The organism is Ancylobacter mangrovi (assembly GCF_024752335.1).
GTDB classification, from domain to species: Bacteria; Pseudomonadota; Alphaproteobacteria; order Rhizobiales; family Xanthobacteraceae; genus Ancylobacter; species Ancylobacter mangrovi.
Genome location: NZ_JANTHY010000003.1, coordinates 696,725 through 718,350, shown reverse-complemented (window position 1 = coordinate 718,350; position 21,626 = coordinate 696,725). Strand labels below are relative to the sequence as shown.

Annotated in this window: 17 protein-coding genes; 3 read left to right on the top strand and 14 right to left on the bottom strand. The window is 68.7% G+C overall.

Annotation, left to right across the window (positions count from 1 at the left end):
• Position 1: 1 nt before the first annotated feature.
• Complete coding sequence (locus tag NVS83_RS12970) at positions 2-1,018, bottom strand: aldo/keto reductase (protein ID WP_374115061.1); 1,017 nt, start codon at positions 1,016-1,018, stop codon at positions 2-4.
• Positions 1,019-1,387: 369 nt separating this feature from the next.
• Here NVS83_RS12970 and NVS83_RS12965 point away from each other — a divergent pair, with 369 nt between their 5' ends.
• On the top strand, positions 1,388-4,624 hold the full coding sequence (locus NVS83_RS12965; RefSeq protein WP_258739668.1) for an autotransporter domain-containing protein: 3,237 nt from the start codon (positions 1,388-1,390) through the stop codon (positions 4,622-4,624).
• Positions 4,625-4,762: 138 nt separating this feature from the next.
• On the opposite strand, the gene NVS83_RS12960 is transcribed toward NVS83_RS12965, so the two are convergent.
• The 4 genes from NVS83_RS12960 to NVS83_RS12945 all read right to left on the bottom strand — a co-directional run bounded on the left by NVS83_RS12960 (position 4,763) and on the right by NVS83_RS12945 (position 10,068).
• Positions 4,763-6,112 (bottom strand): MFS transporter, encoded by a 1,350-nt coding sequence (locus NVS83_RS12960; protein ID WP_258739667.1) that lies wholly within the window; start codon positions 6,110-6,112, stop codon positions 4,763-4,765.
• A gap of 107 nt (positions 6,113-6,219) precedes the next feature.
• Positions 6,220-6,930, bottom strand: coding sequence for an ROK family protein (locus NVS83_RS12955; protein ID WP_258734902.1), 711 nt, complete (start codon positions 6,928-6,930; stop codon positions 6,220-6,222).
• Positions 6,931-6,943: 13 nt separating this feature from the next.
• A complete protein-coding gene (locus tag NVS83_RS12950; protein WP_258739666.1) occupies positions 6,944-9,442 on the bottom strand; it encodes a glucan 1,4-alpha-glucosidase in 2,499 nt (832 codons plus the stop codon).
• Positions 9,443-9,618: 176 nt separating this feature from the next.
• Entirely contained in the window at positions 9,619-10,068 is a 450-nt protein-coding gene (locus NVS83_RS12945; protein ID WP_374115046.1) for a winged helix-turn-helix transcriptional regulator, read from the bottom strand.
• 84 nt (positions 10,069-10,152) lie between these two features.
• On the opposite strand from NVS83_RS12945, the gene NVS83_RS12940 reads away from it, so the two are divergent.
• A complete protein-coding gene (locus tag NVS83_RS12940; protein WP_258739665.1) occupies positions 10,153-10,887 on the top strand; it encodes an SDR family NAD(P)-dependent oxidoreductase in 735 nt (244 codons plus the stop codon).
• 90 nt (positions 10,888-10,977) lie between these two features.
• Here the strand turns inward: NVS83_RS12940 and NVS83_RS12935 are convergent, their stop codons facing one another.
• From NVS83_RS12935 to NVS83_RS12895, 9 genes are all read right to left on the bottom strand, one after another.
• Entirely contained in the window at positions 10,978-11,757 is a 780-nt protein-coding gene (locus NVS83_RS12935) for a creatininase (protein ID WP_258739663.1), read from the bottom strand.
• 1 nt (position 11,758) lies between these two features.
• Positions 11,759-13,294: an amidohydrolase family protein gene (locus NVS83_RS12930; protein WP_258739662.1), complete on the bottom strand. Its 1,536-nt coding sequence runs from the start codon at positions 13,292-13,294 to the stop codon at positions 11,759-11,761.
• A 39-nt stretch (positions 13,295-13,333) separates the two neighbouring features.
• Positions 13,334-14,431 carry an ABC transporter ATP-binding protein gene (locus NVS83_RS12925; RefSeq protein WP_258739661.1) on the bottom strand — a complete coding sequence of 366 codons (1,098 nt, stop codon included), beginning with the start codon at positions 14,429-14,431 and terminating at the stop codon, positions 13,334-13,336.
• A 1-nt stretch (position 14,432) separates the two neighbouring features.
• Positions 14,433-15,236: an ABC transporter permease gene (locus NVS83_RS12920; protein ID WP_258739660.1), complete on the bottom strand. Its 804-nt coding sequence runs from the start codon at positions 15,234-15,236 to the stop codon at positions 14,433-14,435.
• Positions 15,233-16,069 carry an ABC transporter permease gene (locus NVS83_RS12915; protein ID WP_258734895.1) on the bottom strand — a complete coding sequence of 279 codons (837 nt, stop codon included), beginning with the start codon at positions 16,067-16,069 and terminating at the stop codon, positions 15,233-15,235. Before NVS83_RS12915 ends, NVS83_RS12920 begins: the two co-directional genes overlap by 4 nt.
• 191 nt (positions 16,070-16,260) lie before the next feature.
• Positions 16,261-17,421: an ABC transporter substrate-binding protein gene (locus NVS83_RS12910; RefSeq protein ID WP_258739659.1), complete on the bottom strand. Its 1,161-nt coding sequence runs from the start codon at positions 17,419-17,421 to the stop codon at positions 16,261-16,263.
• A gap of 84 nt (positions 17,422-17,505) precedes the next feature.
• Positions 17,506-17,982 carry a nucleoside deaminase gene (locus NVS83_RS12905; protein ID WP_258739658.1) on the bottom strand — a complete coding sequence of 159 codons (477 nt, stop codon included), beginning with the start codon at positions 17,980-17,982 and terminating at the stop codon, positions 17,506-17,508.
• Entirely contained in the window at positions 17,979-19,415 is a 1,437-nt protein-coding gene (locus NVS83_RS12900; protein ID WP_258739657.1) for an amidase family protein, read from the bottom strand. Before NVS83_RS12900 ends, NVS83_RS12905 begins: the two co-directional genes overlap by 4 nt.
• Positions 19,416-19,492: 77 nt before the next feature.
• Positions 19,493-20,188, bottom strand: coding sequence for a cyclase family protein (locus tag NVS83_RS12895; RefSeq protein ID WP_258739656.1), 696 nt, complete (start codon positions 20,186-20,188; stop codon positions 19,493-19,495).
• 460 nt (positions 20,189-20,648) lie between these two features.
• Between NVS83_RS12895 and NVS83_RS12890 the strand changes: the two genes are divergently transcribed.
• Positions 20,649-21,611: a LysR family transcriptional regulator gene (locus NVS83_RS12890; protein WP_258739655.1), complete on the top strand. Its 963-nt coding sequence runs from the start codon at positions 20,649-20,651 to the stop codon at positions 21,609-21,611.
• The last annotated feature ends 15 nt before the right edge of the window (positions 21,612-21,626 follow it).

Here is a 21,626-nt window from a genome sequence, read left to right as displayed (position 1 = left end):
GCTACCCCGCGCGCGCCGGTCCCTCGCGTCCCTCGATCGCGAATTTTGGATCGACCAGCCCGGGAGCGGCGGTGGCGCCGCGCGGGACGATGGCGTCGACGGTCGTCTCGTCCTCGGCGGTCCAGGCGACGTCGAGCACCGCCAGATAGTCCTGCCATTGCTCGAAGGTCCGCGGGCCGACGATGCACGAGGTCACGTAGTCGTTGGCCAGCACCCAGGCGAGCGCGAAGGCGGTCGGCGGCACGCCCCGTTCGGCCGCGTAGCCGGCGATGCGCATGGCGGCGGCGACGGAATCGGGATGATAGGCGGCCTCCAGGATACGCCTGTCCGCCACCGCGACCCGGCTGTCGGGCGGGGGCGGCGCGTCGGGGCGGTACTTCCCGGACAGGATGCCCCGGGCCGTCGGGCTGTAGACGGCGACGCCGAGGCCGAAATGCCGGCAGGCGGGCAGCAGCTCGCGCTCCGCCGTGCGGTCCAGCGCGTGATAGAGCGGCTGGGAGACGACCGGGCGGTCGATGCCTTCCTGATCGCACAGGGCGCAGAGCGCCGCGATGCGCCAGGCGCTGTGGTTCGACACGCCGAAATAGCGGATCGCGCCGTCGCGCTGGAGCTGGCCGAGCGCGCGCACCGTTTCCTCCATCGGCGTCAGCGGATCTTCCATATGCAAGTACAGGATATCGACGTAGTCGGTGCCGAGCCGGCGCAGGCTCTGATGCGCCTCGTGCAGGATCCACTTGCGCGACAGGCCGCGGTCGTTGAGGCCGGGCCCGTTGCGATTGGCGAGCTTCGTCGCCAGCACCCATGCGTCGCGGTCGGCGGCGATCGCCTTGCCGACGATCTCTTCCGAGCGGCCGCCGGCATAGGTGTCGGCGGTGTCGATGAAGTTCACGCCCGCCTCGGCCGCCGCCGCGATCATGCGCAGGGATTCGGCTTCATCGGTGCGGGCACCGAAATTCATCGCGCCCAGCGCGAGGCGCGAAACTGTCAGGCCACTGCGCCCGAGGCGCCGTGCGGGCATATGCGTCGACATGCTGAAGATCCCGGATACGGAGCGGACTCCCGTCGCGCCCGCCATGAGGCGCGGCGGGAGGATAGCACCGATCCGCTCCCCCGCGCGGGCGCGACGGCGCCGATCACGCGCTTGCGCCCGCAGCGCCGGAACGCCGGCGCGCCTTGCGTAACGGCAGTGTTGCGGTAGAAGGACACCTTCCAATAAAGCGCCCCGAACGCGACAAATGACTTCAACTCATCACGAAATGCGTTTTAGCTGAAGGCGGGGCAGGACGGCGTGCAGCGGACGCCGTAGAAAAGGGGCAGCGCCGTGGTGGGGATCCGGCAGTCGTTCGGTCGGCTATTTATTGCACTTTCCGTGGCTCCGGCCGCGATGATGAGTCTCTCGGCAATCGGCGGCTCGGCGGCCTTCGCGCAGGCTTCGGGCTGCGACGTATGGAGCTGCAACACCGAGCTCCTGTCGAATTTCGGCACGCTCACCCAATCGAGCGCCGGCAAGGATATTCTGGACAAGAATCTCTCGACCGAGATCGAGATCTATTCCACCTCCACCTCGGCACAGAAGCAGACGGCGGCGCTCGACAGCCAGCTCCAGTCCCCGACGCTGTACTACAACATCTGGAACCACGCGGTCCCGCAGCTCAGCTACCTGTTCGACGCGGGCAACCTGCTCGCACCGGGAACGAATTTTCCCGACACGCACGGGGCCTACATCGCCAACACCTTCAATGCGGTCAACGCATTCGTCGACATTGCCGGCGGGCTAAAGAACTATTTCGGCAATAGCTCCACCCTGAACAGCTATGGCGAGCACTATAAGCCTCTGTCCATATACGCGAGTGACGCCGCCGGAGATCCCCGCCCCTTCGTGGTGTCGCCCGAGATCCACGGCAATCCCTGGACCCCCGACCAGGCATCGCCGCTGGCCGTGACGATTCAGCAATCCTCGAACGTGCCGCAGGGTTATCAGGCCCAGGACTGGGGAACCTATATCGACAACTCGGCCTTTCCCAGCGGCCATTCCACCATGGGCAACACCCTTGCCCTGCTCACGGGCATCATGGCCCCGGAGTACTTCAAGGACTTCCTCAGGGCCGGCGTGGAGTTCGGCCTCAGCCGCAACATCTTCGGCGTGCATTACCCGCTGGACGTCATCAGCGGCCGCATCCTCGCCACCTACAACATCGCCCAGTGGCTCAACGGCGTGAACTACGACGGCGTCTTCGTGCCGGACGACGACCAGAAAATCCTGTCCCTCCAGCCCGTGGACCTCGCGGCGGCCAGCGCGTCGCTGCAGGCCTATATCGGTTCGGGCGGAGGCTCGCCCTATGCCGCGAGCTGCGAGAACAACGTCATCGGGTGCATCCGCGCCGGCGTCATCCCGACCGCCGCGCAGTTCGCGCAGGACCGGCAGGACTATCTGAATCTGCTCACCTACAACCTGCCCGACCTCACCTCCACCACCGAGGCGCCCGTCGTGCCGGAGGGAGCGGAGGTCCTGCTGTCCACCCGCTTCCCCTACCTCACCGCCGACCAGCGGCGCGAGGTGCTGAGGACGACCGAGCTCCCGTCCGGCAACGTGTTCGACAACGGTAAGGGCTGGGCGCGGCTGAACCTGTACGCCGCCGCCGACGGCTTCGGCGCCCTCAATTGCGGCGGCGAAGGCTCGCAGGGGTGCATCCAGACGGTGACGATGAACGCCGCGCGCGGCGGCTACAACGCCTTCGACGTCTGGGCCAACGACATGACCGGCGATGGCGGCCTGGCCCTGCGGGGCAGCGGCACGCTCGTCCTCGCCGGCAACAGCCTCTACACGGGCGGCACCACCGTCGAGGGCGGCACGCTGGCCCTGACCGGCTCGATCGTCGGCCCGCTCTCCATCGGCCAGGCCGGCACCTTCTACAATGCCGGCACGGTCTCGGCGCGCGGCGGCTCGGCCGTGCACAATGACGGCGTCCTGATCAACGACGCGCTGATCGACAGCAATGTGAAAAGCACCGGCGCCTTCGGCAATAACGGCACCGTCACCGGGAGCGTCGAGACCGGCGGCCTGTTCTTCGGCACCGGCACGGTGCAGCGCGACCTCATGGTGAGCGCCGGCACCATCGCCCCGGGCAATTCGGTTGGCACTGTCACCGTCGGCGGCAATGTCACGCTGGCGCCGGGCACGACCTACCAGGCCGAATTCGCCCAGGACGGCACCGCCGACCTGATCACCGCCGGCGGCACCGTCGCGGTCGCGGGCGCGAACCTTCAGCTCAGCCTCGCCAGCCCGTATATCGGCCTGCGCCATTACGAGATCCTCGGCGCCGCGGGCGGCGTCAACGGCGCCTTCGCCGGCGTCAACGACCCGTTCGGCACCGCCTATCCCCTGCTCGACGCCGTGGTGTCCTACACCGCGAACGGCGTGGCGCTGGACACGGTGCGCAGCGACGTGCCCTTCGTGGCGCTGGCGAACACCGCGAACCAGACCGCCGTCGCCGCCGCGCGCGATACCATGCAAGCGGGCAGCACGCCGCTCGACGACGCCCTGCTGTCGCTCAATGCCGGCACCGCCCCGGCGGCCTTCTCCTCCCTCTCGCCGGAGATCAACGCCTCGGCCAAGAGCGTGATGATCACCGACAGCCAGTTCGTGCGCCGCGCCGTGTTCGACCGGCTGCGCACGGTGGACGGGAACGGCGGCGCCAACGACATCGCCGTCGCGCCGCTGTTCTACGGTGCACCGGCGCCGGTCCCGGCGGCGAGCGCGCCCTTCCCGACCAAGGCAGCCCCCGCCCCGGCCGAGGCCTCGCCCGGCACGCTGTGGGCGAGCGGCTTCGGCAACTGGTCGTCGATGAACGGCAATGGCGATGCGGCGGGCCTCGACAGCACCATCGGCGGCTTCTTCATCGGCGCCGACGGCGAGTTCCAGGGCTGGCGGCTCGGCGTGCTCGGCGGCTACAGCTCGGGCAGCATGGACGTCGACGCCCGCGCCTCCTCCGGCGACAGCGACAACTGGCACGGCGGCGCCTATGCCGGCCGCAAATGGGGCGCGCTCGCCCTGCGCACCGGCCTCGCCTATAGCTGGCAGGGCCTCGAGACGACGCGATCGCTGGCGTTCAACGGCTATGCCGACACGCTGAAATCCGACTATGACGCCGGCACCTTCCAGGCCTTCGGCGAGCTCGGCTACGGCATCGACACCGCGCTCGCCCATTTCGAGCCCTTCGCCAACCTCGCCTATGTGAACCTGCACACCGACAGCTACGGCGAACAGGGCGGCAGCGCCGCGCTGGTCACCGAGGGGTCGACCAGCGAGACCGGCTTCACGACGCTCGGCATCCGCACCTCGCTGCCGCTCGCCGTCGCCGGCGCCGACATGTCGTTCTATGGCAGCGTCGGCTGGCAGCACGCCTTCGGCGACACGACGCCGACCGACGTCTCCTACTTCGCCCTCGGCGGCGCCTCCTTCATCACCAGCGGACTGCCCATCGCCGAGGACGCGGCGGTGGTGGAGGCCGGGTTGCGGCTGGCGACATCGGAAAGGGCGAACCTCAGCGTCGCCTATTCCGGCCAGTATGGCGACGGCACCACCCAGAACGGCCTCAACGCGACGCTGAAGGTGAGCTTCTGATAGGCGCTGCCCGCCGCCGGAACGGCAGGCAACCGAGACGGTGGCGGGCCGGGAAAGCCGACCCGGTCCAACGCCGGGTCGGTGGCCGCGACGACGATGGTTACTTGCCCCGGCGCGCCGGACGGTGGCCCATCTTCCCTACCCGGGCCGCTCGACCAGCAGCCACGCCGCCCCCGCCGCGGCGAGGGTGCACAGGCCGGTGATCAGGAACACCAGCCAGTAGGCGCCGGTGGCGACCAGCAGCGTGCCGCAGACGGCAATCGCCACCGTGCCGCCGAGCATCTGGATCGACAGGTTCACGCCGCTCGCCTGCCCCTGCTTGTCGAGCGCTACCGCCCCCATCAGAGCCGGGCGCGCGGTGACCGCGATGCCCGGCATCACCGCGCCCCAGACGACCATGACCGCGCCGATCAGCAGCTCGCTGCGCAGCACCGTGCCGATGCCGATCGCCATGACGCAGAGCGCGGTGAGGAGAAGCGCCAGCGTCAGCGGCCCGCGCGCGCCCCGGGCGTCGCGGATCCGCCCGGCGAGGCGCGAGGTCAGCAGGGTGGGCACGATCGCGATCGAGACCAGCAGGCCGCTCTCGATCGGCGTCCTGCCGAGCACGTGCTGCAGGTAGAGCGCGACGAAGATGAAGACGATGGTCTTCTCGAACTGGAACACGGCGAAGACGATGTTGCCGCCGGTGAAGGTCGAGATCGCCAGCAGGTCGAGCTCGATGAGAGGCGCGGCGCGCTTCAGCTCGACGCCGACGAAGGCCGCGAGCAGCACGAGACCGCCCGCCAGCAGCGTGAGGATCGCGGGCGACGACCAGCCCCATTCGGTGGCCTGCATCAGCCCGATGGTGATCGCGGTCAGGGCGCCGACCAGAAGCGCCAGCCCGGCGCGGTCGAAGCGGGCGAAGAGCCCGGGGGCCCGGGTGACCGGCTTCTCGACATAGGCGAGCCACAGGGCGCCGACGGTGAGCAGCACGATCGGCAGGTTGATGAGGAAGATCCAGCGCCAGGAGATGGTCTGTGCGAACACGCCGCCGACCAGCGGCCCGGAGGCCATGAAGCAGCCGGCGAGCGTCGTCTGCACGGCGAACGCCATGCCGCGCCGCTCCGGCGGGAAGGTGTGGGTGACGATCGCCATCGAGGCCGGGAAGGTCACGGCCGCGCCGATGCCCTGCACCGCGCGCGCCGCGATCAGCCACCCGCCCGAGGGGGCGAGGCCCGCGAGCAGCGAGCCCAAGAGGAAGATCCCCGCGCCGACCGGGAACACGACGCGCCGCCCCAGCATGTCGCCGAGCTTGCCGCCGACGGCGAGGAAGCAGGTGAAGGTGAGCAGGTACGCGTTGACGACCCAGTGGCTCTCGACCTGCGACATGGCGAGGTCCGCCGACATGGTCGGCAGCGCCACACCGACCACGGTCTCGTCGAGCACGACGAGGCCGAGCACCGCGCTCGCGGCCACGAGCACCCACCACGGACGGGTAGTTTCGCTCAATTTGAACATCTCGCCCCCCGAAATTCCCCCGGCGATTGTCGGGGGAGTATCGACCGGGGAGGTGCCCGAGGAAAGCCGGGCGTGCCGAAGAGGTCGCGGGACGGCGCTCAGCGTTTGCGCCAGAGCGCGGCCCCGCCGGTTAGGCCGGCGTCGTTCGAGGCGATGGTGACGTTGTCCGGCAGGTCGATCTCGACATGCTTGGCGTTGCCGCCGCCGAGATAGAGCCGGTCGTAGTGGAGCAGGACGTAGAGCAGCTCGATGACCCGCTTCACATGCTTGTTCCAGTGCTTCTTGCCGTGCTTCTCGTAGGACGCGACCCCGAGATACTCGTCATAGGTCTTCTTGTGGTGGACCGGATGGTGCGCCAGCTCCATGTGCGGCATCAGCTCGCCATCGCGGAACAGCGCCGTGCCGGCACCGGTGCCGAGGGTGAGCACCATCTCCAGCCCCTTGCCGGAAACGATGCCCATCCCCTGCATCTCGGCGTCGTTGATAAGCCGGGTCGGGTGGCCGCCGAGCTGCTTCGACATGCTGTCGGCCAGCGTGAAGCCGGCCCAGGCGTCGGTGCCGAGATTGGGTGCGGTCAGCACCGTGCCGTGGCGCACCACGCCGGGAAAGCCGATCGAAATGCGGTTGAAGGCCGGCAGCCGGCCCGCCATGCCGGCATAGGCGTCGAGCAGCGCCGGCGGTGGACAGGGATGGGGCGTCTCGACGCGCTCGCGCTCGGAGAGCATCGCCCCGTCCTTGTCGATCACCGCGGCCTTCAGCCCGGTTCCGCCGATGTCGACGGCGAGAATGCCTGCCGCTTTGCTGGCCATCTTCTTCACTCCCTCACTGCGCCGTTTCGGCGGGTTCGGCGACCCGCCGGCTGGCGTCGGGCGCCTGCGGGTCCTGGCTGCCGTGGAACATGGTGCCCTCGCCGTCGATGGCCACCGCGAAATCCGTGCCCTCCCACTTGTCCGCCCCGGTCCAGAAGAAGGTGAATCGCAGATGCCGGCCATGCGCCGCCCCGCTGGTGGGCAGGTCGGCGATGTGGAGGCCGAAGGCGTTGGCGGCGGTCGGCGTGTCGTGGGTGGTGGCCCAGCCGTCGGCCGACCAGTGGATCACCGCCGGCGCGGGAAGCTCGATGCGCAGGATCAGGCCGGTCGGGATCGAGCGGAGCTTCTCGTTGAAGCGCCAGGTCCGGCGCGGCGAGGTCACCTTGTCCACCAGATAGCGCTGCACGGTCTGGGGCGGCATGTCGAACACCCGGCCGTCGCGCAGCGAGCGCATAAGCTTGATATGCTCCGAATGCGCCCACACCAGCGGCATGGCGCTGCCCGAGGGCCGGCCCTTGAAGAGTTCGCGCTCGGGGACGTCCTCGCTGTCCCAGACCTGTTCGGGCAGCAGCCCGCCGGGCCCGGCCGAATCCTCCAGCGTGACGAGAAGCTGCGCCGCGCGCACCAGATTGCCGGCGGCGATCTCGTAATGCGCGCGCTCGCCGGTCAGCAGCGGCCAGGCGCGGCCGATGCCGGTGCCGTCGAACGGCGCGCCGTCCTCGTGCTCGCCATAGCCGTCGCTGTTGTAGCGGTACCAGAGCGGGCCCTGCGGCAGCTCCACCTTCAGCAGCGCGTCGATGGCCTTGATGGTACCGAGTATGCGCGGGTCGTCCGGCGCCCGCAGGCCGAAGCGCACCAGCGCCAGCGCATCGGGGCTGATGAGCTGTGCCGCCGGCTTGTCGGTGTCGGCGGGCGGCCGGTTCTTCACCGGCACGAAGCCGTCCAGCGGCGAGGCCGCGTCGGCCGTCTCGACCGGAGCGATGCGCACATAGTAGCCCTCGACGCCAAGCTTCTCGGCGAGCTCGGTATTGGTGGCGAAGGTCCAGTGCTCGACGCAGTCGTTCCAGGCGTCGGCGGTCTCGCGCAGATAGCGCGCCTCGTCGCGGCGGCCGGCGATCTCCATCATGTCGGCGGCGGCGAGCAGGGCGGCGATCTCGACCGCCAGCGTGAAGGGCGAATAGCCCGCATCCTCCTCCCAGCGGTCCTGCCCGGTCACCGGGCCGTTGCGCAGGATGAAGGTGGCCGCGCGCGCCACCATGTCCATGTAGGAGGCGAGCTCGCCATGGCCGAAATGGCCGCCGCGCCGGATCATGTCGGTCAGCAATATGGGGAAGGCGCACTCGTCCATCTGCACGCCGCCCCAATAGGCGGAGCCGTCCAGCCAGACGTTCTGCGACCAGTGGCCGTCCTCTTCCTGGATCGCCCGCAGATAGCCGAGCACGGACTTCGCCTCGTCGACCGCGCCGGCGGCTAGCAGCCCGCCCGCGTTCTCCACCAGGTCGCGCGGCCAGACGAGATGGTAGCCGCCGAGGTCCTCGTCACCCTTGTTGAAACCCCAAGGGATCGACAGGCTGGCGATGATGGCGCCGGCGACCGAGCGCGGCTGGTGGGTGGCGAGTACGATGGTGCTGGCGCGGTAGGTGTTGATGTTCGAGCGGTTCTGCGGATGGTCGAGCGGCAACAGCGTGCCCTGCCAGGCTCGCCAGCCCTGTACATAGTCGCGGCGCAGCTCCTCGAAGCCGTCGAGCAGGCTGGAGACGGCGCGGAAGCCCGCCTCCTCCGGGCGCACCCCGAAGCCGAGCGCGATCAGCATCGTGCCGTCGCAGGCGGCGAGGTCGATCTCGGCGCTGAGCGCGACATTGCCGTGCTCGGCGCGCTGGTAGCGCTCGTCGAGGCAGCCGTCGTTGCGCAATTGCCGCCAGCCGTCCGACGCGCCGACATAGCCGACCGAGCGCGCCTTCCACGGCACCGAGCAGGCGAGCGCGAGCGAGACGCCCTGCCGGCCGGAGCCGAACAGCATCGGCGTGCCCTTGTACTCGCCGACCCAGGCAGAGTTGTCCGCGCCCGCATTGACGAGGTGCGGGGCGAGCAGCGCGAACAGCCGGTAGTCCGAGATGTCGCCGATCAGCGCCTCGAAGGTGACCTGCTGCAGCAGTGCTTCGCGGCGGGTGTCGGTGATGATCTGCTTCTGGATGCGCCAGCGCCCGTCCTGCGCGGTGTTGAGCAGGTGATAGGCCGGCACGCCGTGCTCGAGCACGCCGACCTCGTGGTCGGCGTCGCGCTTCTCCTCGGCGAAATAGCCGTCCGACGAGGTGACGAGAAAGCCGAAGTCGCGCGTGCAGGCGGCGTCGACGCGCGGATAGTAGATCTCGTTGAGAATGCCGTGGCTGAGCGTGAACCACAGCCGGCTCGCGGCGGTGCGGGCGGTGCCGACGCCCACCTTGGCGCTCGACGTCCAGCGCGCCGGGCCGCCCGGCCCGCCCGGCGGCGTGATGGCGTTGTCCTCGTTCATGGATGGTTTCCCCCACATCATTGGGCCGCCGATCTTCGTCGTGGCCGGGCCATAACCTGAAACCACACGCGCCGGCTGCCAAGCCCGCTCGCGATTTTCGCAGAGGCTTTATTCCGGGGCGGAAGCCGGGATCGGGGGAGCGGGTGGGTATTTTCACCCCCGCGGGGCCGGGAAAGCTAGCGCGCGCGGCCGTTCCAGGCCTCGCGCTGGGCGAAGACGCGCGTGACCTCGGCCATGTTCTCCGTGCCCCATGTGCACAGCGGCACCAGGGCGCCGGCGAGGCTGACCCCGAGCGGAGTGAGGCTGTAGTCGACGCGCGGGGGGACCTCCATGTAGTCGGTACGCTTCACCATCCCGTCGGCCTCCAGCTCCTTGAGCTGCTGGATCAGCATCTTGTCGCTGACGTCGCGCACGGAGCGGCGCAGCTCGCCGTAGCGGGTCGGGCCGCCCTGGGCGAGGAAGTACAGGATCAGCGGCTTCCACTTGCCCGAGATGACCCGCAGCGTGGCGTCGAGCCCGCAGGTGAAGCCGGGCAGCGTGGGCGTGCAGGCAAGGGGCGACGAAGGAGTGGCCTGCGGGGGAACGGTAGACGGGGGAACGGTCGGGTTTGCGCGATCGGATGACATTTTCAGGTACTTACCAAAAGGTGCATACTTGTAGATAGGTAGGCGCCCGGCCAACTCAGTGCAACCTTGAACAAGGAGCACATCATGAGCAGGCTAAAAGGCAAGACCGCGGTGGTGACCGGCGGCGGCAGCGGCATCGGACTCGGTGCCGCCAAGAGGTTCGTCGAGGAAGGCGCGTTCGTCTACATCTTCGGCCGCCGGCAGGAAGCGCTCGACGCCGCGCTGGCGGAGCTCGGGACGTCGGCGCGGGCGGTGCGGGGCTCGGTGACCGATCTCGCCGATCTCGACCGGCTCTATCAGGTGGTGAAGGACGAACGCGGCGGGCTCGACATCCTGTTCGCCAATGCCGGCACCGGCATTATCGCCCCGCTCGGCGAGATCACGCCCGAGCATTACGACCAGACCTTCGACGTCAACGTGAAGGGGCTTCTGTTCACCGTGCAGAAGGCGCTGCCACTGATGTCGTCGGGCGGGTCGATCATCCTCACCGGCTCGACCACGGGGGTGATGGGGACGCCGCAGTTCAGCATCTACAGCGCCACCAAGGCGGCGGTCCGCAACCTGGCGCGAAGCTGGGCACTGGACCTGCGCGACACTGGCATCCGCGTCAACGTGCTCTCGCCCGGGCCGACCCGCACCGAGCTGGCGATGGAGGTGGTGGGCGAGGACGTGCTGGAGGCGCTCGGCGCCACGACGCCGCTCGGGCGCGTGGGCGACCCGTCCGAGACCGGGGCGGTGGCCGCCTTCCTCGCCTCCTCGGACAGCAGCTTCATGACCGGCGGCGAGGTGTTCGTCGACGGCGGCCTGGCGCAGGTCTGAGGCGCAGGCTCCGAACACAAGAGCGCCGACCACAAGGGCTCCGGTGACGCACCGGGGCCCTTTTTGCGGGCTGGTCGCGCGCCGGCAGGCTCATTCAGCGCCGAACGCCTCCCGCAGCGCGGCGGCGATATCGGGCACCACCTGCGCCAGCACCACCTCGCCCTTCTGTGCCGAGGCGGCGGCCGCCGAGGAGAGCACGCCGGTGTCCGGGATCGGGCCGGTATCGAAGGGGTAGACGTCATAGGGCGGGAATGCTGCCGCCGGCCCATCGGGGATCAGCGCGCTGCGCACGAGATCGGGCCGGACATGCAGCATGACGGAGGTTTCCATCACCGCCGCGTGCTCCAGCTCCCAGCTCGGGAAGCCGTCCGGGAACAGCACCTGCTCGGTCGCCTTGGTGATGAACTCCCAATAGCCGAGCTTGATGATCTTCACGTCGTCGCGCCCCAGCATTGTCTGGTCGCGCAGGGCGAGGTCGGCGGCCTCCACCAGGAACCACTGGTTCTCCATATGGCCGTCGAACAGCACGATCCGGCGCACGCCATGGCGCACCAGCTCGTTGACGATGTTGCGTACGAGCCCGATCAGCACGTTCGCGTCGAGGCTGAGCGTGCCCGGGAAATGGTTGCCGCCGCCCGATTTCGGCTGCGACTTGTAGCCATAGGCGACGGGCGGCGCGACGAGGCCGCCGACCCGCTCGGCGACCGCGGTGGCGAGGGCCTGCGGCAGCAGCGTGTCGGTGGCGAGCGGCAGGTGCGGGCCGTGCTGTTCCACCGAGCCGATCGGCAGGAACACGATCGGGTTCGCCTTCACCCGTTCGACGAAGTCGTACCAGGTGAGGTCGGCGATCTGGGTCGGGGACGCGGCCATGTCAGAAGTTCCCCGACGGCGTGGCGGGCCACATGTCGCTGTTGCCGATCAGCCGGTGCACGCCGATGTCGATCTGGTTGCAGCGCCGATGGATGGCGTCGAAATAGGGCTCGAACGTCTTGTTCGCCCGCTCCACGCCCGAATGATACTCGTTGAAACCCGGCATCGCCGCCCTCAGCTCGGCGAGCAGCGCACCCTCGTCGACCTTGGTCAGGCGGCCGTTCTCGACCACGATCTCGCCGTTCACCATCACCTTCTCGATCGAGGAGCCGTTCTCGCAATAGACGAGGTGGTTGAGGATGTCGTTGCGCGGCGTGAAGCTCACCGTGTCGAGGTTGACGATCAGCAGATCCGCCTTCTTGCCCGCCTCCAGCGAGCCGGTCTCGTGCTCGATCAGCGCGCTGCGGGCGCCGGCGAGCGTGCAGGCGTGCAGCACCTCGGCCGCGCTCACCCACTGGCTGTAATCCGGCGTCGTCACCTTGTGGATCAGGCCGCAGGCATGCATCACGTCGAACATGCGCGGCGTGTCGTTGGAGCAGATGCCGTCGGAGCCCAGCGCCACGTTGACCCCGGCGTCGAGGAGCTGGCGCACCGGCGCGATGCCCGCGCCGAGCTTCTGGTTCGAGATCGTGTTGTGCACGATCGACACCCCCGCCTCGCCCATCAGCGCGATGTCGTCCGGCGTCACCCAGACCGAATGGGCGATGGTGGTCCCGCTGTGCATCAGGCCGAGATCGGCCATGTAGCGCATCAGCGTCTTGCCGTAGAGCACCGGGCCGGTGACGCCCTGCACCTTGGTCTCGACGATGTGGGTGTGGAACGGCACCCTCCATTCGAGCGCCAGCTCGTTCGCCGCCTGCATCAGCTCGGCGGTGCAGCGCTGCGGCGCCGAGGGGGCGAGCATGAAGCGGATGCGCCCCGCGCGGCCATGGAACTCGGCGTAGGCCTGCCTGGCGAAATCGACATATTCGGCGGCGGTCGGCACGCCGAGCCTGGCGACCTCGGCCTGCAGCTCGGCGGGAACGTGCTCGCGCGAGAAGGGGATGGAATCGAGGAAATCCTTGTCCATGACATGGCCGGAGACGGTGGCGCGGATGCCCGCGTCGTCATAGGCCTGCACCGCCGCACCGAGCTGGGAGAGCGACTGGCGCGGGGCCTCGAAGATGTCGTCGGTGAGGCAGGTGACGCCCGTCTTCAGCGACTCGATGGCGACCACCATGGAGCGCAGATAGATCATCCGCTCCGCCAGCGCCTTGGCTCCGAGGATCGGGTAGGAATAGAGCATCCACAGCTCGAGCGGCAGGTTGTCGTAGCGGCCCTTGAACAGCGCCTCGCCGGAATGCAGGTGCGAGTTGACGAGGCCGGGCATCACCAGCTTGCCGGCGCCCTCGATGATGGTCGCGCCTTCGGGCACCGGCAGGTCGGGACCGATCGCCGCGATGCGGTCCCCCTCGATGAGGACGTCGCCGGTGAAGGGCGTGCTGCCGGACGCCCCGCCCATGGCGAGTACGGTGGCGCCGCGGATAAAGGTCGACATCGGATCACTCCATGACTGGATGCAAGGGGGAAAGCGCGGTCAGGCCGGCAGGAAGAAGCCTTCGTCCTGCGGCCAGCGGGCGATGACGGCGTCGCCCGGGCTGAGCGGGGTGTTCTCGATCTGGCGCAGCGAGCGCTGGATGCGCAGCTCGGCGCCGCCGGCGGTCTCGAGGAACACCGTGACCGAGGAGCCGACGAATTCGAGCGTCACCACCTTCGCCTCGATCTCGTTGCCCGCGCCAGAGCGCGCGGCGCCGAGGTCGATCCGGTCGGCCGCCACCACCAGCGTCACCTCACCGCCCTCGCGCAGTGTGACGTCGGCGGGACGCGGCGCGAGAGCGGTGCCGAACGGGCCCTCGACCCGCAGCAGCCCCTCGCCCGCCGCCGCGGCGGTGCCGGAGAACAGGTTGTTGCCGCCGACGAACTCGGCGACGAAGCGATTGGCGGCGCGGCGGTAGATCTCGCGCGGCGCGCCGATCTGCTGCACCCGCCCCTCGCTCATGATCACCACCCGGTCGGCCATGGCGAAGGCCTCCGAATGGCTGTGCGTCACGCAGACGAAGGTGATGCCGAGCTCGCGGTGCAGCCGCACCAGCTCGGACTGCATGCGTACCCTCAGATGCGGGTCGAGCGCGGAGAGCGGTTCGTCGAGCAGCAGCATCTCGGGCTCGAGCGCCAGCGCGCGGGCGAGCGCGACGCGCTGGCGCTGGCCGCCGGAGAGCTGGTCGACGCCGCGCTCGGCAAAGCCGGCAATGCCCAGCCGCTCCATCCATTCCAGCGCCTTGCGGCGCCGCTCGGCCGCCGGCAGGCCGCGCTGCTTCAGCCCGAACTCGACGTTCTTCGCCACCGAGAGGAAGGGGAACAGCGCATAGTGCTGCCACACCAGCGGCGCCTCGCGCTCCCACGGCGCGTCCTCGTTGATGCGCCGGCCCCACAGGCGGATCTCGCCGCTGCTCGGCGTGTCGAGCCCGGCGATCATGCGCAGCGTGGTGGTCTTGCCGCAGCCGGACGGGCCCATCAGGGCGATGAACTCGCCCTTCTCGATCCCGAACGACACGTCCGCCACCGCGACCGTGTCGCCATAGCGCTTGGCCAAGCGGTCGATCTCCAGCATCGGGCCGGCTTTGCTTCCGGTCATGTCAGGCTTCCTTGCTGCGGCGACCGAGCAGCCGGCCGATCAGGATCTGGGCGAGGACGACCAGCGTCATCGAGACGATGAACACGATGGCGCCGATGGCGTTGATGCGCGGGCTCACCTGCCCCTGCAGCATGGCGAGCACCCGCACCGGCAGCGTCTCGTTCACGCCCGACACGAACCAGGCGATCATGAACTCGTCGAAGGAGACGGCGGCGGTGAGGAACAGCGAGGCGAGGATGGCCGGCAGGCAGAAGGGGATCACCACCCCGGTCATGGTGCGCCACGGCGTGGCGCCGAGATTGGCGGAGGCGCCCTCGATGTCGGGATCGAGATCGGCAAGGCGCATGCGCACCAGCGCCATGGCGAAGGGCGCCGCCAGCACCACATGGCCGACGGTGACGCCGGCGAGCGTGCCCGACAGGCCAACGCGCCCCTCGAAGGTGAGCATGGCGACGCCGAGGATCACCACCGGCACGGTCGGCGGCAGCGCCACCAGCGCGGTGTAGGCGATCTTGCCGACGAAGCGGTAGCGGTAGTCGACATAGGCGGCGGCGAAGCCGAGGAAGGTGGCGAGCACCGAGGTCGCGCCGGCCACGATCAGGCTGTTGGTCAGCCCGCGCTGGATGCTGGCATCGGCGAAGATCGCCTCGTACCAGCGCAGGCTGAACCCGGCCCAGGGCAGGCTCGGGAAGCGGTCGGCGTTGAAGGAGAACACCACCGTCGAGACGATCGGCGCGAAGATGAAGGCGAACACCAGCGCCGTCCAGGCGATGAGCGCCGCGCGGCGCAGCAGGTTGGCGTTCATCGCCGGCCTCCCCTGCGGCCATAGGCGAGGCCGAGCATGCCGGTCATCACCACGATCAGGGTGAGGATCATGATCGCCGCTACCACCGAGGCGCGCGGCCAGTGATTGCCGGACTTCACCTGGTCGGCGATCAGGATCGACAGGGTGGGCGGCTTGGAGCCGCCGAGATAGAGCGGCGCCACATAGTCGCCGAAGGCCAGCACGAAGGTGAAGGTGGCGGCGACGATCAGCCCGACCCGGGCCGAGGGCACGATCACCGTGAGGATGGTGCGCAGCCTGCCGCAGCCGAGATTGTGCGCGGCCTCGATCAGCGTCTTCGGCACGTTCATCAGCGCGAAGGTCTGCAGCAGCACGACCAGCGGCAGGGTGAGCACCAGATAGCCGACCACGGTGCCGGTCGGCGTGTTCAGCACCGAGACCGGGCCGAAGCCGAGCGGCGCAATCAGCGCGTTGATGATGCCTTCCGGGCTGAAGAAGATCTGCGTCGAGTAGATGCGCACCGGGTAGGAGGTGAAGAACGGCACCACCAGCATGAAGATGAGGAAGCGCCGGGTCGCCGGCTTCAGCCGGTAGGCAAGCGTATAGGCGGCGGGAAAGGCGACGAGGCTCGCGATCAGCGCGGTCAGCGCCGCCAGCCAGAAGGTGTAGACATAGGCGCTGCGGAAGAAGCCGGCATTGAGGATGAACCGCCAGTTGGCGAGCGTCGCGTCCGGGATCAGGCGGAAGTTCTTCACCGACCAGAAGGTCATCGCCACCAGGAAGCCGAGCGGCGTCACGAAGAAGGCGAGCTGCCACAGCAGCGGCGGCAGCCCCCACACCGCCGCGAAGCGCATGCGGGTCGCCCTGGCCGAGGAGGCCGTTCTCGCCGGAGAGGCCGGCGCGGGGGCCGGAGGGGCGCTTTGATCGGACATGAAGGGTCGCGGCGGCCTGTGCAAGCGTGGGCGGTGACGGGTGAGGAGCGGCGGCTGACGGGTCCGCGCCGGGCGGCCCGGGGGCCGTCCGGCGCGGCTTTCATGCCGTCGCCTCACATCGCCTTGAATTCGGACCAGGCGTCGTTCCAGTCCTCGATCGACTGCTGCACCGGCGTCTGGCGGATGTGGATCTTGCCGTCCTTGTACTCGTCCATGACGTTGCGCTCGTCGAAGGTGAGGCGCAACGCCTTGGCGTCGGCCGGATGCTCCTTGTTCAGTACCTCCCACCCCTTCTTGTTGGGGATCGAGGCCCAGTAGGCCGGCAGGATCGCCGAGCGCGCCTGGCCTTCCGGCGAGGAGGCGTACTGGATGAACGCCTTGGCGAGGTCCTTCTTGGTGGAGGAGGAGACGATCGACATCGACTCGGTCCACTGGATGCCGCCCTCCTTGGGGACGGTGGCGGAGACCGGCACGCCGTTCTTCTGCAGGAGCAGCACCACCCAGTCGCCGATGCCGGGGATGGCGGCGGCGGTGCCGTTGGTGAGCATCGAGAACTGGTCGGCCATCGAGTAGAAGCCCGACGCCTGCGGCTTCAGCGAGAACATCGTCTTCTTCAGCTTGTCGAAGGCGTCGGCGGAGATGTCGAAGGGCTTGCTGTTGCCGTCATAGAGGCTGAGGCAGCCCATGGTCGGCAGGTACCAGTCGAAGAAGCCGACCTTGCCCTTGATCTTCTCGTCCCACAGCACCTTGTAGGATTCGACGTCCTGCGCGCTCAGCACGTCGGTGCGGTAGGCGATGCCGAGATAGCCGAAGCGGATCATCACCGAATAGAGGTCCTCGCCCACCCAGTGCGGCGGGAAGTGCTGGAACTCCGGCCAGTAGTCGGCGAGCGGGTAGTCGGCGGGGTTCATCTTGTCGATGAAGCCGCCCTCCTGGAGCATGTGGATGTACTCGGCGTCGGCCAGCACCACGTCGAACGAGCCGGGCGGCGACTGGTTCATCAGCGCCAGCATCGGCTCGCCGCCGACATATTCCTTGGCGACGACCTTGACGCCGTACTTGTCCTCGAACGGCTTTACGAAGGCCGGATCGCCGTGGCCCGGCCAGCTCAAAAGGTTCAGCACCTTGTCGTCGGCATAGCCCGGCGCGGGCGCGTTCGCGGCGCCGACTGCGGCGGCACCGGCCAGCGCGCTGGCGCCCTGCAGGAAGCGGCGGCGGTTGAGCGGGTGAAGCAGGCCGCGGAAATCCGTGATCTTTCCGTCGAACTCAGTCATGGACGAAGGCTCCATCGGGAAGGTTGTTTGTTTGAAACCGTGCCGACGCTTTCTCCGGTCGACGCGGGCGGAAGGCGCGGCACGTCACAGAAACGGGTCGAAGCTCGGCATGGCGGCCCACTCGTCCAGCACCTCGCGGGCCTCGGGGCCCAGCAGGCGCCGCGCGGGCAGCGCGCGCTCCTCGACATCGGAGCGGACCATCGTGCGCAGCGGCGCGCAGTCGAGGCCGATCTGCTCGCAATCGCCGAGCGTGTTGGCGTAGTACATCTTCGAGATCTTGGCCCAGAACATCGCGGCGGCGCACATCTCGCAGGGCTCGCAGGAGGTGTAGAGCTCGCAGCCGGACAGGTCCCAGGTCTTGAGGTTGCGGCCGGCGTCGCGGATCGCCTCCATCTCGCCATGCGAGGTGGCGTCGTGGTTGTTGACGACGTTGTTGACGCCCTCGCCAACGATCACCCCATCCTTGACGATGACGCAGCCGAACGGCGCGCAGCCGTCCACCCGCATCTTGTCGCGGCTGATGTCGATGGCGCGGCGCATGAAGACTTCTGGCGTGCTCATTGGAGGACCTCGACGGGTACGGGGCGGAAGGCGGGAGGAACGGGATCGAAGGTGGGCCGGACACGCTCGAGCGCGGCCGCGAGGCGCACCACGTCCGCCTCCCCGAGCGCGCGGCCGACGATCTGGAGCCCGACCGGCATGCCGTCCGCGTCGAGCCCGGCGCAGATGCTGGCGGCCGGCTGGCCGGTCAGGTTGAACGGGTAGGTGTAGAAGACCCAGCTCAGGAGGTTGCGCTCGGACAGGTGCGCGGGCATGTCGAGCCCGGCATCGAGCGAGGTCACCGGCAGCACCGGCGAGACCAGCGCGTCGTAGCGCTCGAAGAAGCCCCGCATCTCCTCGCGCAGCGCGTAGCGGCGGAACACGGTCTCGTAATAGCCGCGCATCTCCTGCGACAGCGCGGCCTGCAGCACCTCGGCCACCGCAGGGTCGAGCAGCTCGCGCCGGGTCTCCACCACCTCGCGCAGGCGCGTGCCGACGCCGGCATAGAACTCGGCCGCCCACAGATCGGCGGGGTCGGAACCGAACACGGTTTCGACCTCCTCCACGACGGCGCCGAGCCCGGCAAGGCGCTCCACCGCCGCGCGCGTGACGCGCAGCACCTCCGGGTCCGGCCGGGCGTAGCCGAGCGTCGGGCTCCAGGCGATGCGCATGCCCGCGACCGGCGCGTCCACCGCCGCCTCGACATCGGGCACCGGCCCGGCGACGCTGAACGGATCGCGCGAGTCGTAGCCGGCGATGGCGGCGAACAGCATCGCCGCGTCGGCGACGTCCCGCGCGATCGGGCCGACATGGGCCAGCGTCGGCGTCGCCGAGGTCGGCCACACCGGCACGCGGCCGAACTGCCCCTTGATGCCGGCGAGGCCGGAGAAGGCACAGGGGATGCGGATCGAGCCGCCGCCATCGGTGCCGAGCGCGAACGGGGTGACGCCCGCCGCCACGGAGGCCGCCGCGCCGGCGCTCGAGCCGCCGGGCGTCTTGTCGAGGTTCCACGGATTGCGGGTGATGCCGGTCAGCGGGCTGTCGCCAATCGGCTTGCAGCCGAATTCACTGGTGGTGGTCTTGCCGATCAGGATGGCGCCGGCCGCCCTCGCGCGCTCGACCGCCGGCGCATCGACGCCGGCAATGTTGTCCGCCATGGCGCGCGAGCCGGAGGCATAGGGCGCGCCCTTCACCGCCATCAGGTCCTTGGCCGAGAACGGCAGCCCGTGCAGCGGGCCGGTCGCCTCGCCGCGCATCACCGCCGCCTCCGCCTCCCGCGCGGCTGCCATCGCCTCCTCCTCGAAGATGAGGAAGAAGGCGTTGAGGCTCGCCTGCGTCTCCCGCGCGGCGTCGAGCGCGGCACGGGTGAGCTCCACCGGCGAGATCTCGCGCCGGGCGATGCGCGCGCGGGCCTCGCGGGCGCCCAGCCGGGCAAAGGGAGCATGTGCTAGCAAACGGGACATCATCGCTTACCGCGTAGCAAAAAGGGTGCCGTATGCCGGACCGTCAGGCCGGCATACGGTCGGCACTTTCAATCGACGATGGCGAAGGCGCGCACCGGCGAGCCCGACCCGCCCTTGAACTTCAGCGGCGCCCCGAAGAACTGGAACTCGCCCTTGCCGATCAACTCTTCCAGATTGACCAGCCACTCCCAGTGGCTGATGCCGAGTTCGCGGCACAGCCGGTGCTGGGCGAAGATGTCGTCGGTGGGCTTGTCGGTCGAGGGGCCCTCGACGCCGTGCATCCGCGAGCCGCGCTCATAGAGCCACCGGGTCGCCTCGGCCGTCAGCAGCGGGTTCTTCCAGACCGAATCGAGGCGCGGATAGTTGCGCTGGTGGAAGCCGGTGCAGAGCAGCACGATGTGGCCGTCGACCTTCACCCCGGCCTTCGCCTCGGCCTCGGCCATGTCCTCGACGCCGATGTCGCCGAGATCGGGAATGTGCCTCAGGTCGAAGCACACCGCCTTGCCCATGAACATCTCGAGCGGCATCTCGTCGATCGGCGCGCCGTCCGGCTTCACATGGCGGAAGGCGTCGACATGGGTGCCGACGTGGTCGAGCATGGCGATGAAGTTGGTCTGGAACGTCATCGCGTCGCCCGGTACGCCGAGGCCGAGCGCCTTCGAGCTGTCATGACTCAGATGGGTGGTGATGACCGGGCGCTGGAAAAGCTTGTGCGCCGGCATGTTGTCTTCGATGAGCAAGCTCAGGTCGATGACGCGAGACATGGTCACTCCTTCACGATTGAACGGAAACGCGCCGCACGGCACGCTCGGGCGACGGCGTTTCCCTGCCCCGCCCGCCGGCCGGCGCCGGGCTCTCGAGGCCGAGCGGCAGCGTCGCGACCAGCGGCTGGCCGCGCCCAAAACCTTGATAAGACACGATTCATTCTCCTGTCGTCGGCAGGATTCGTGGTTCGGCGAGCGTCGTGGCCCGGATCTTCTGGGTGCCTAATCAGGCTAAATATAAGTGGCGCCTATCGACAAAGATTAATTTCCGATGGCTCATATAGGTTTGAGCTATTACAGCGAAACATAGGCAGCGACTATGAGCGCCAATTCTTCCCAAGCCACTGATTTCGCTTCATAGTTTCATGTTACCTGTCAATAGTTTGTGCATATGGCCTATTTTTTAGTCGTTTGACAAACGGCCGGGCGGCGGCAGAGTTGGCCGGGAAAGGCCGCCTCCATGGATTTGCGTCAGCTCAAATACTTCGTCCAGATCGCCGAAAGCGGCAATTTCTCCCGGGCCGCGGAAGTGCTGCGCATCGCCCAGCCCTCGCTCAGCCAGCAGATGAAGAACCTCGAAGACGAACTCGGCGTCGATCTGCTGCTGCGTCATGCCCGCGGCGTGACGCCGACCGATATGGGCCAACAGTTCTACGACCACGCCCGGCGCATCCTGCAGGAGGTGGAGCGCACCCGCGAGGTCGTGCGCTCGCAGTCGCAGAACCCCTCCGGCAAGGTCTCGGTGGGGCTGCCGACCTCGGCCTGCCGGGGGCTTTCGCTGCCCCTCATCAACGCCATGGCCGAACGCCAGCCCAACATCACGCTGCACCTCGTCGAGGCCATGACCGGCTATCTCGACGACTTCATCCAGATGGGCCGGCTCGACGTCGCGCTTCTCTACGACCACAAGGCGTTCGAGCACGTCGCTTGGACCGAGATGATGGTCGAGGACCTCATGCTGTTCGCCCCGCCCGACCATCCGGTGGCCGGCGAGGGGCAGATCGCCTTCCGCGACATGTTCAAGCTGCCGATCGTATTGCCCGGCGCGCCCAACGTGATGCGCACGGTGATCGAGCAGTTCGCCGCCCGCCACGACGTCGTGCCCCACGCCACCGCCTGCGACAGCCTGCCGGCGATCGCGCGCATGGTCGGCGCGCGGCGCGCGCTCGCGGTGATGCCGCATTTCGCGTTCGGCGACGAGATGGAGCGCGGCGAGATGGTCGCCATTCCCATCGTCGACCCCACCCCGTCCTGGCGGCTCTCGGTGGTGGTCTCCCAGCGCACGATGAACCCGCGCGGCAGCGAGGCCGTCGCCAAGGTGCTCGCCGACGTCATCGCCGAGATGGTGAGCGCCGGCACCTGGCAGGCGAAGCTTCGCGGCGAACGCGCCCGCCCCGACACCCTGCGCGCGGGCGCTCGCTGACGCCGCCCGAGCCGA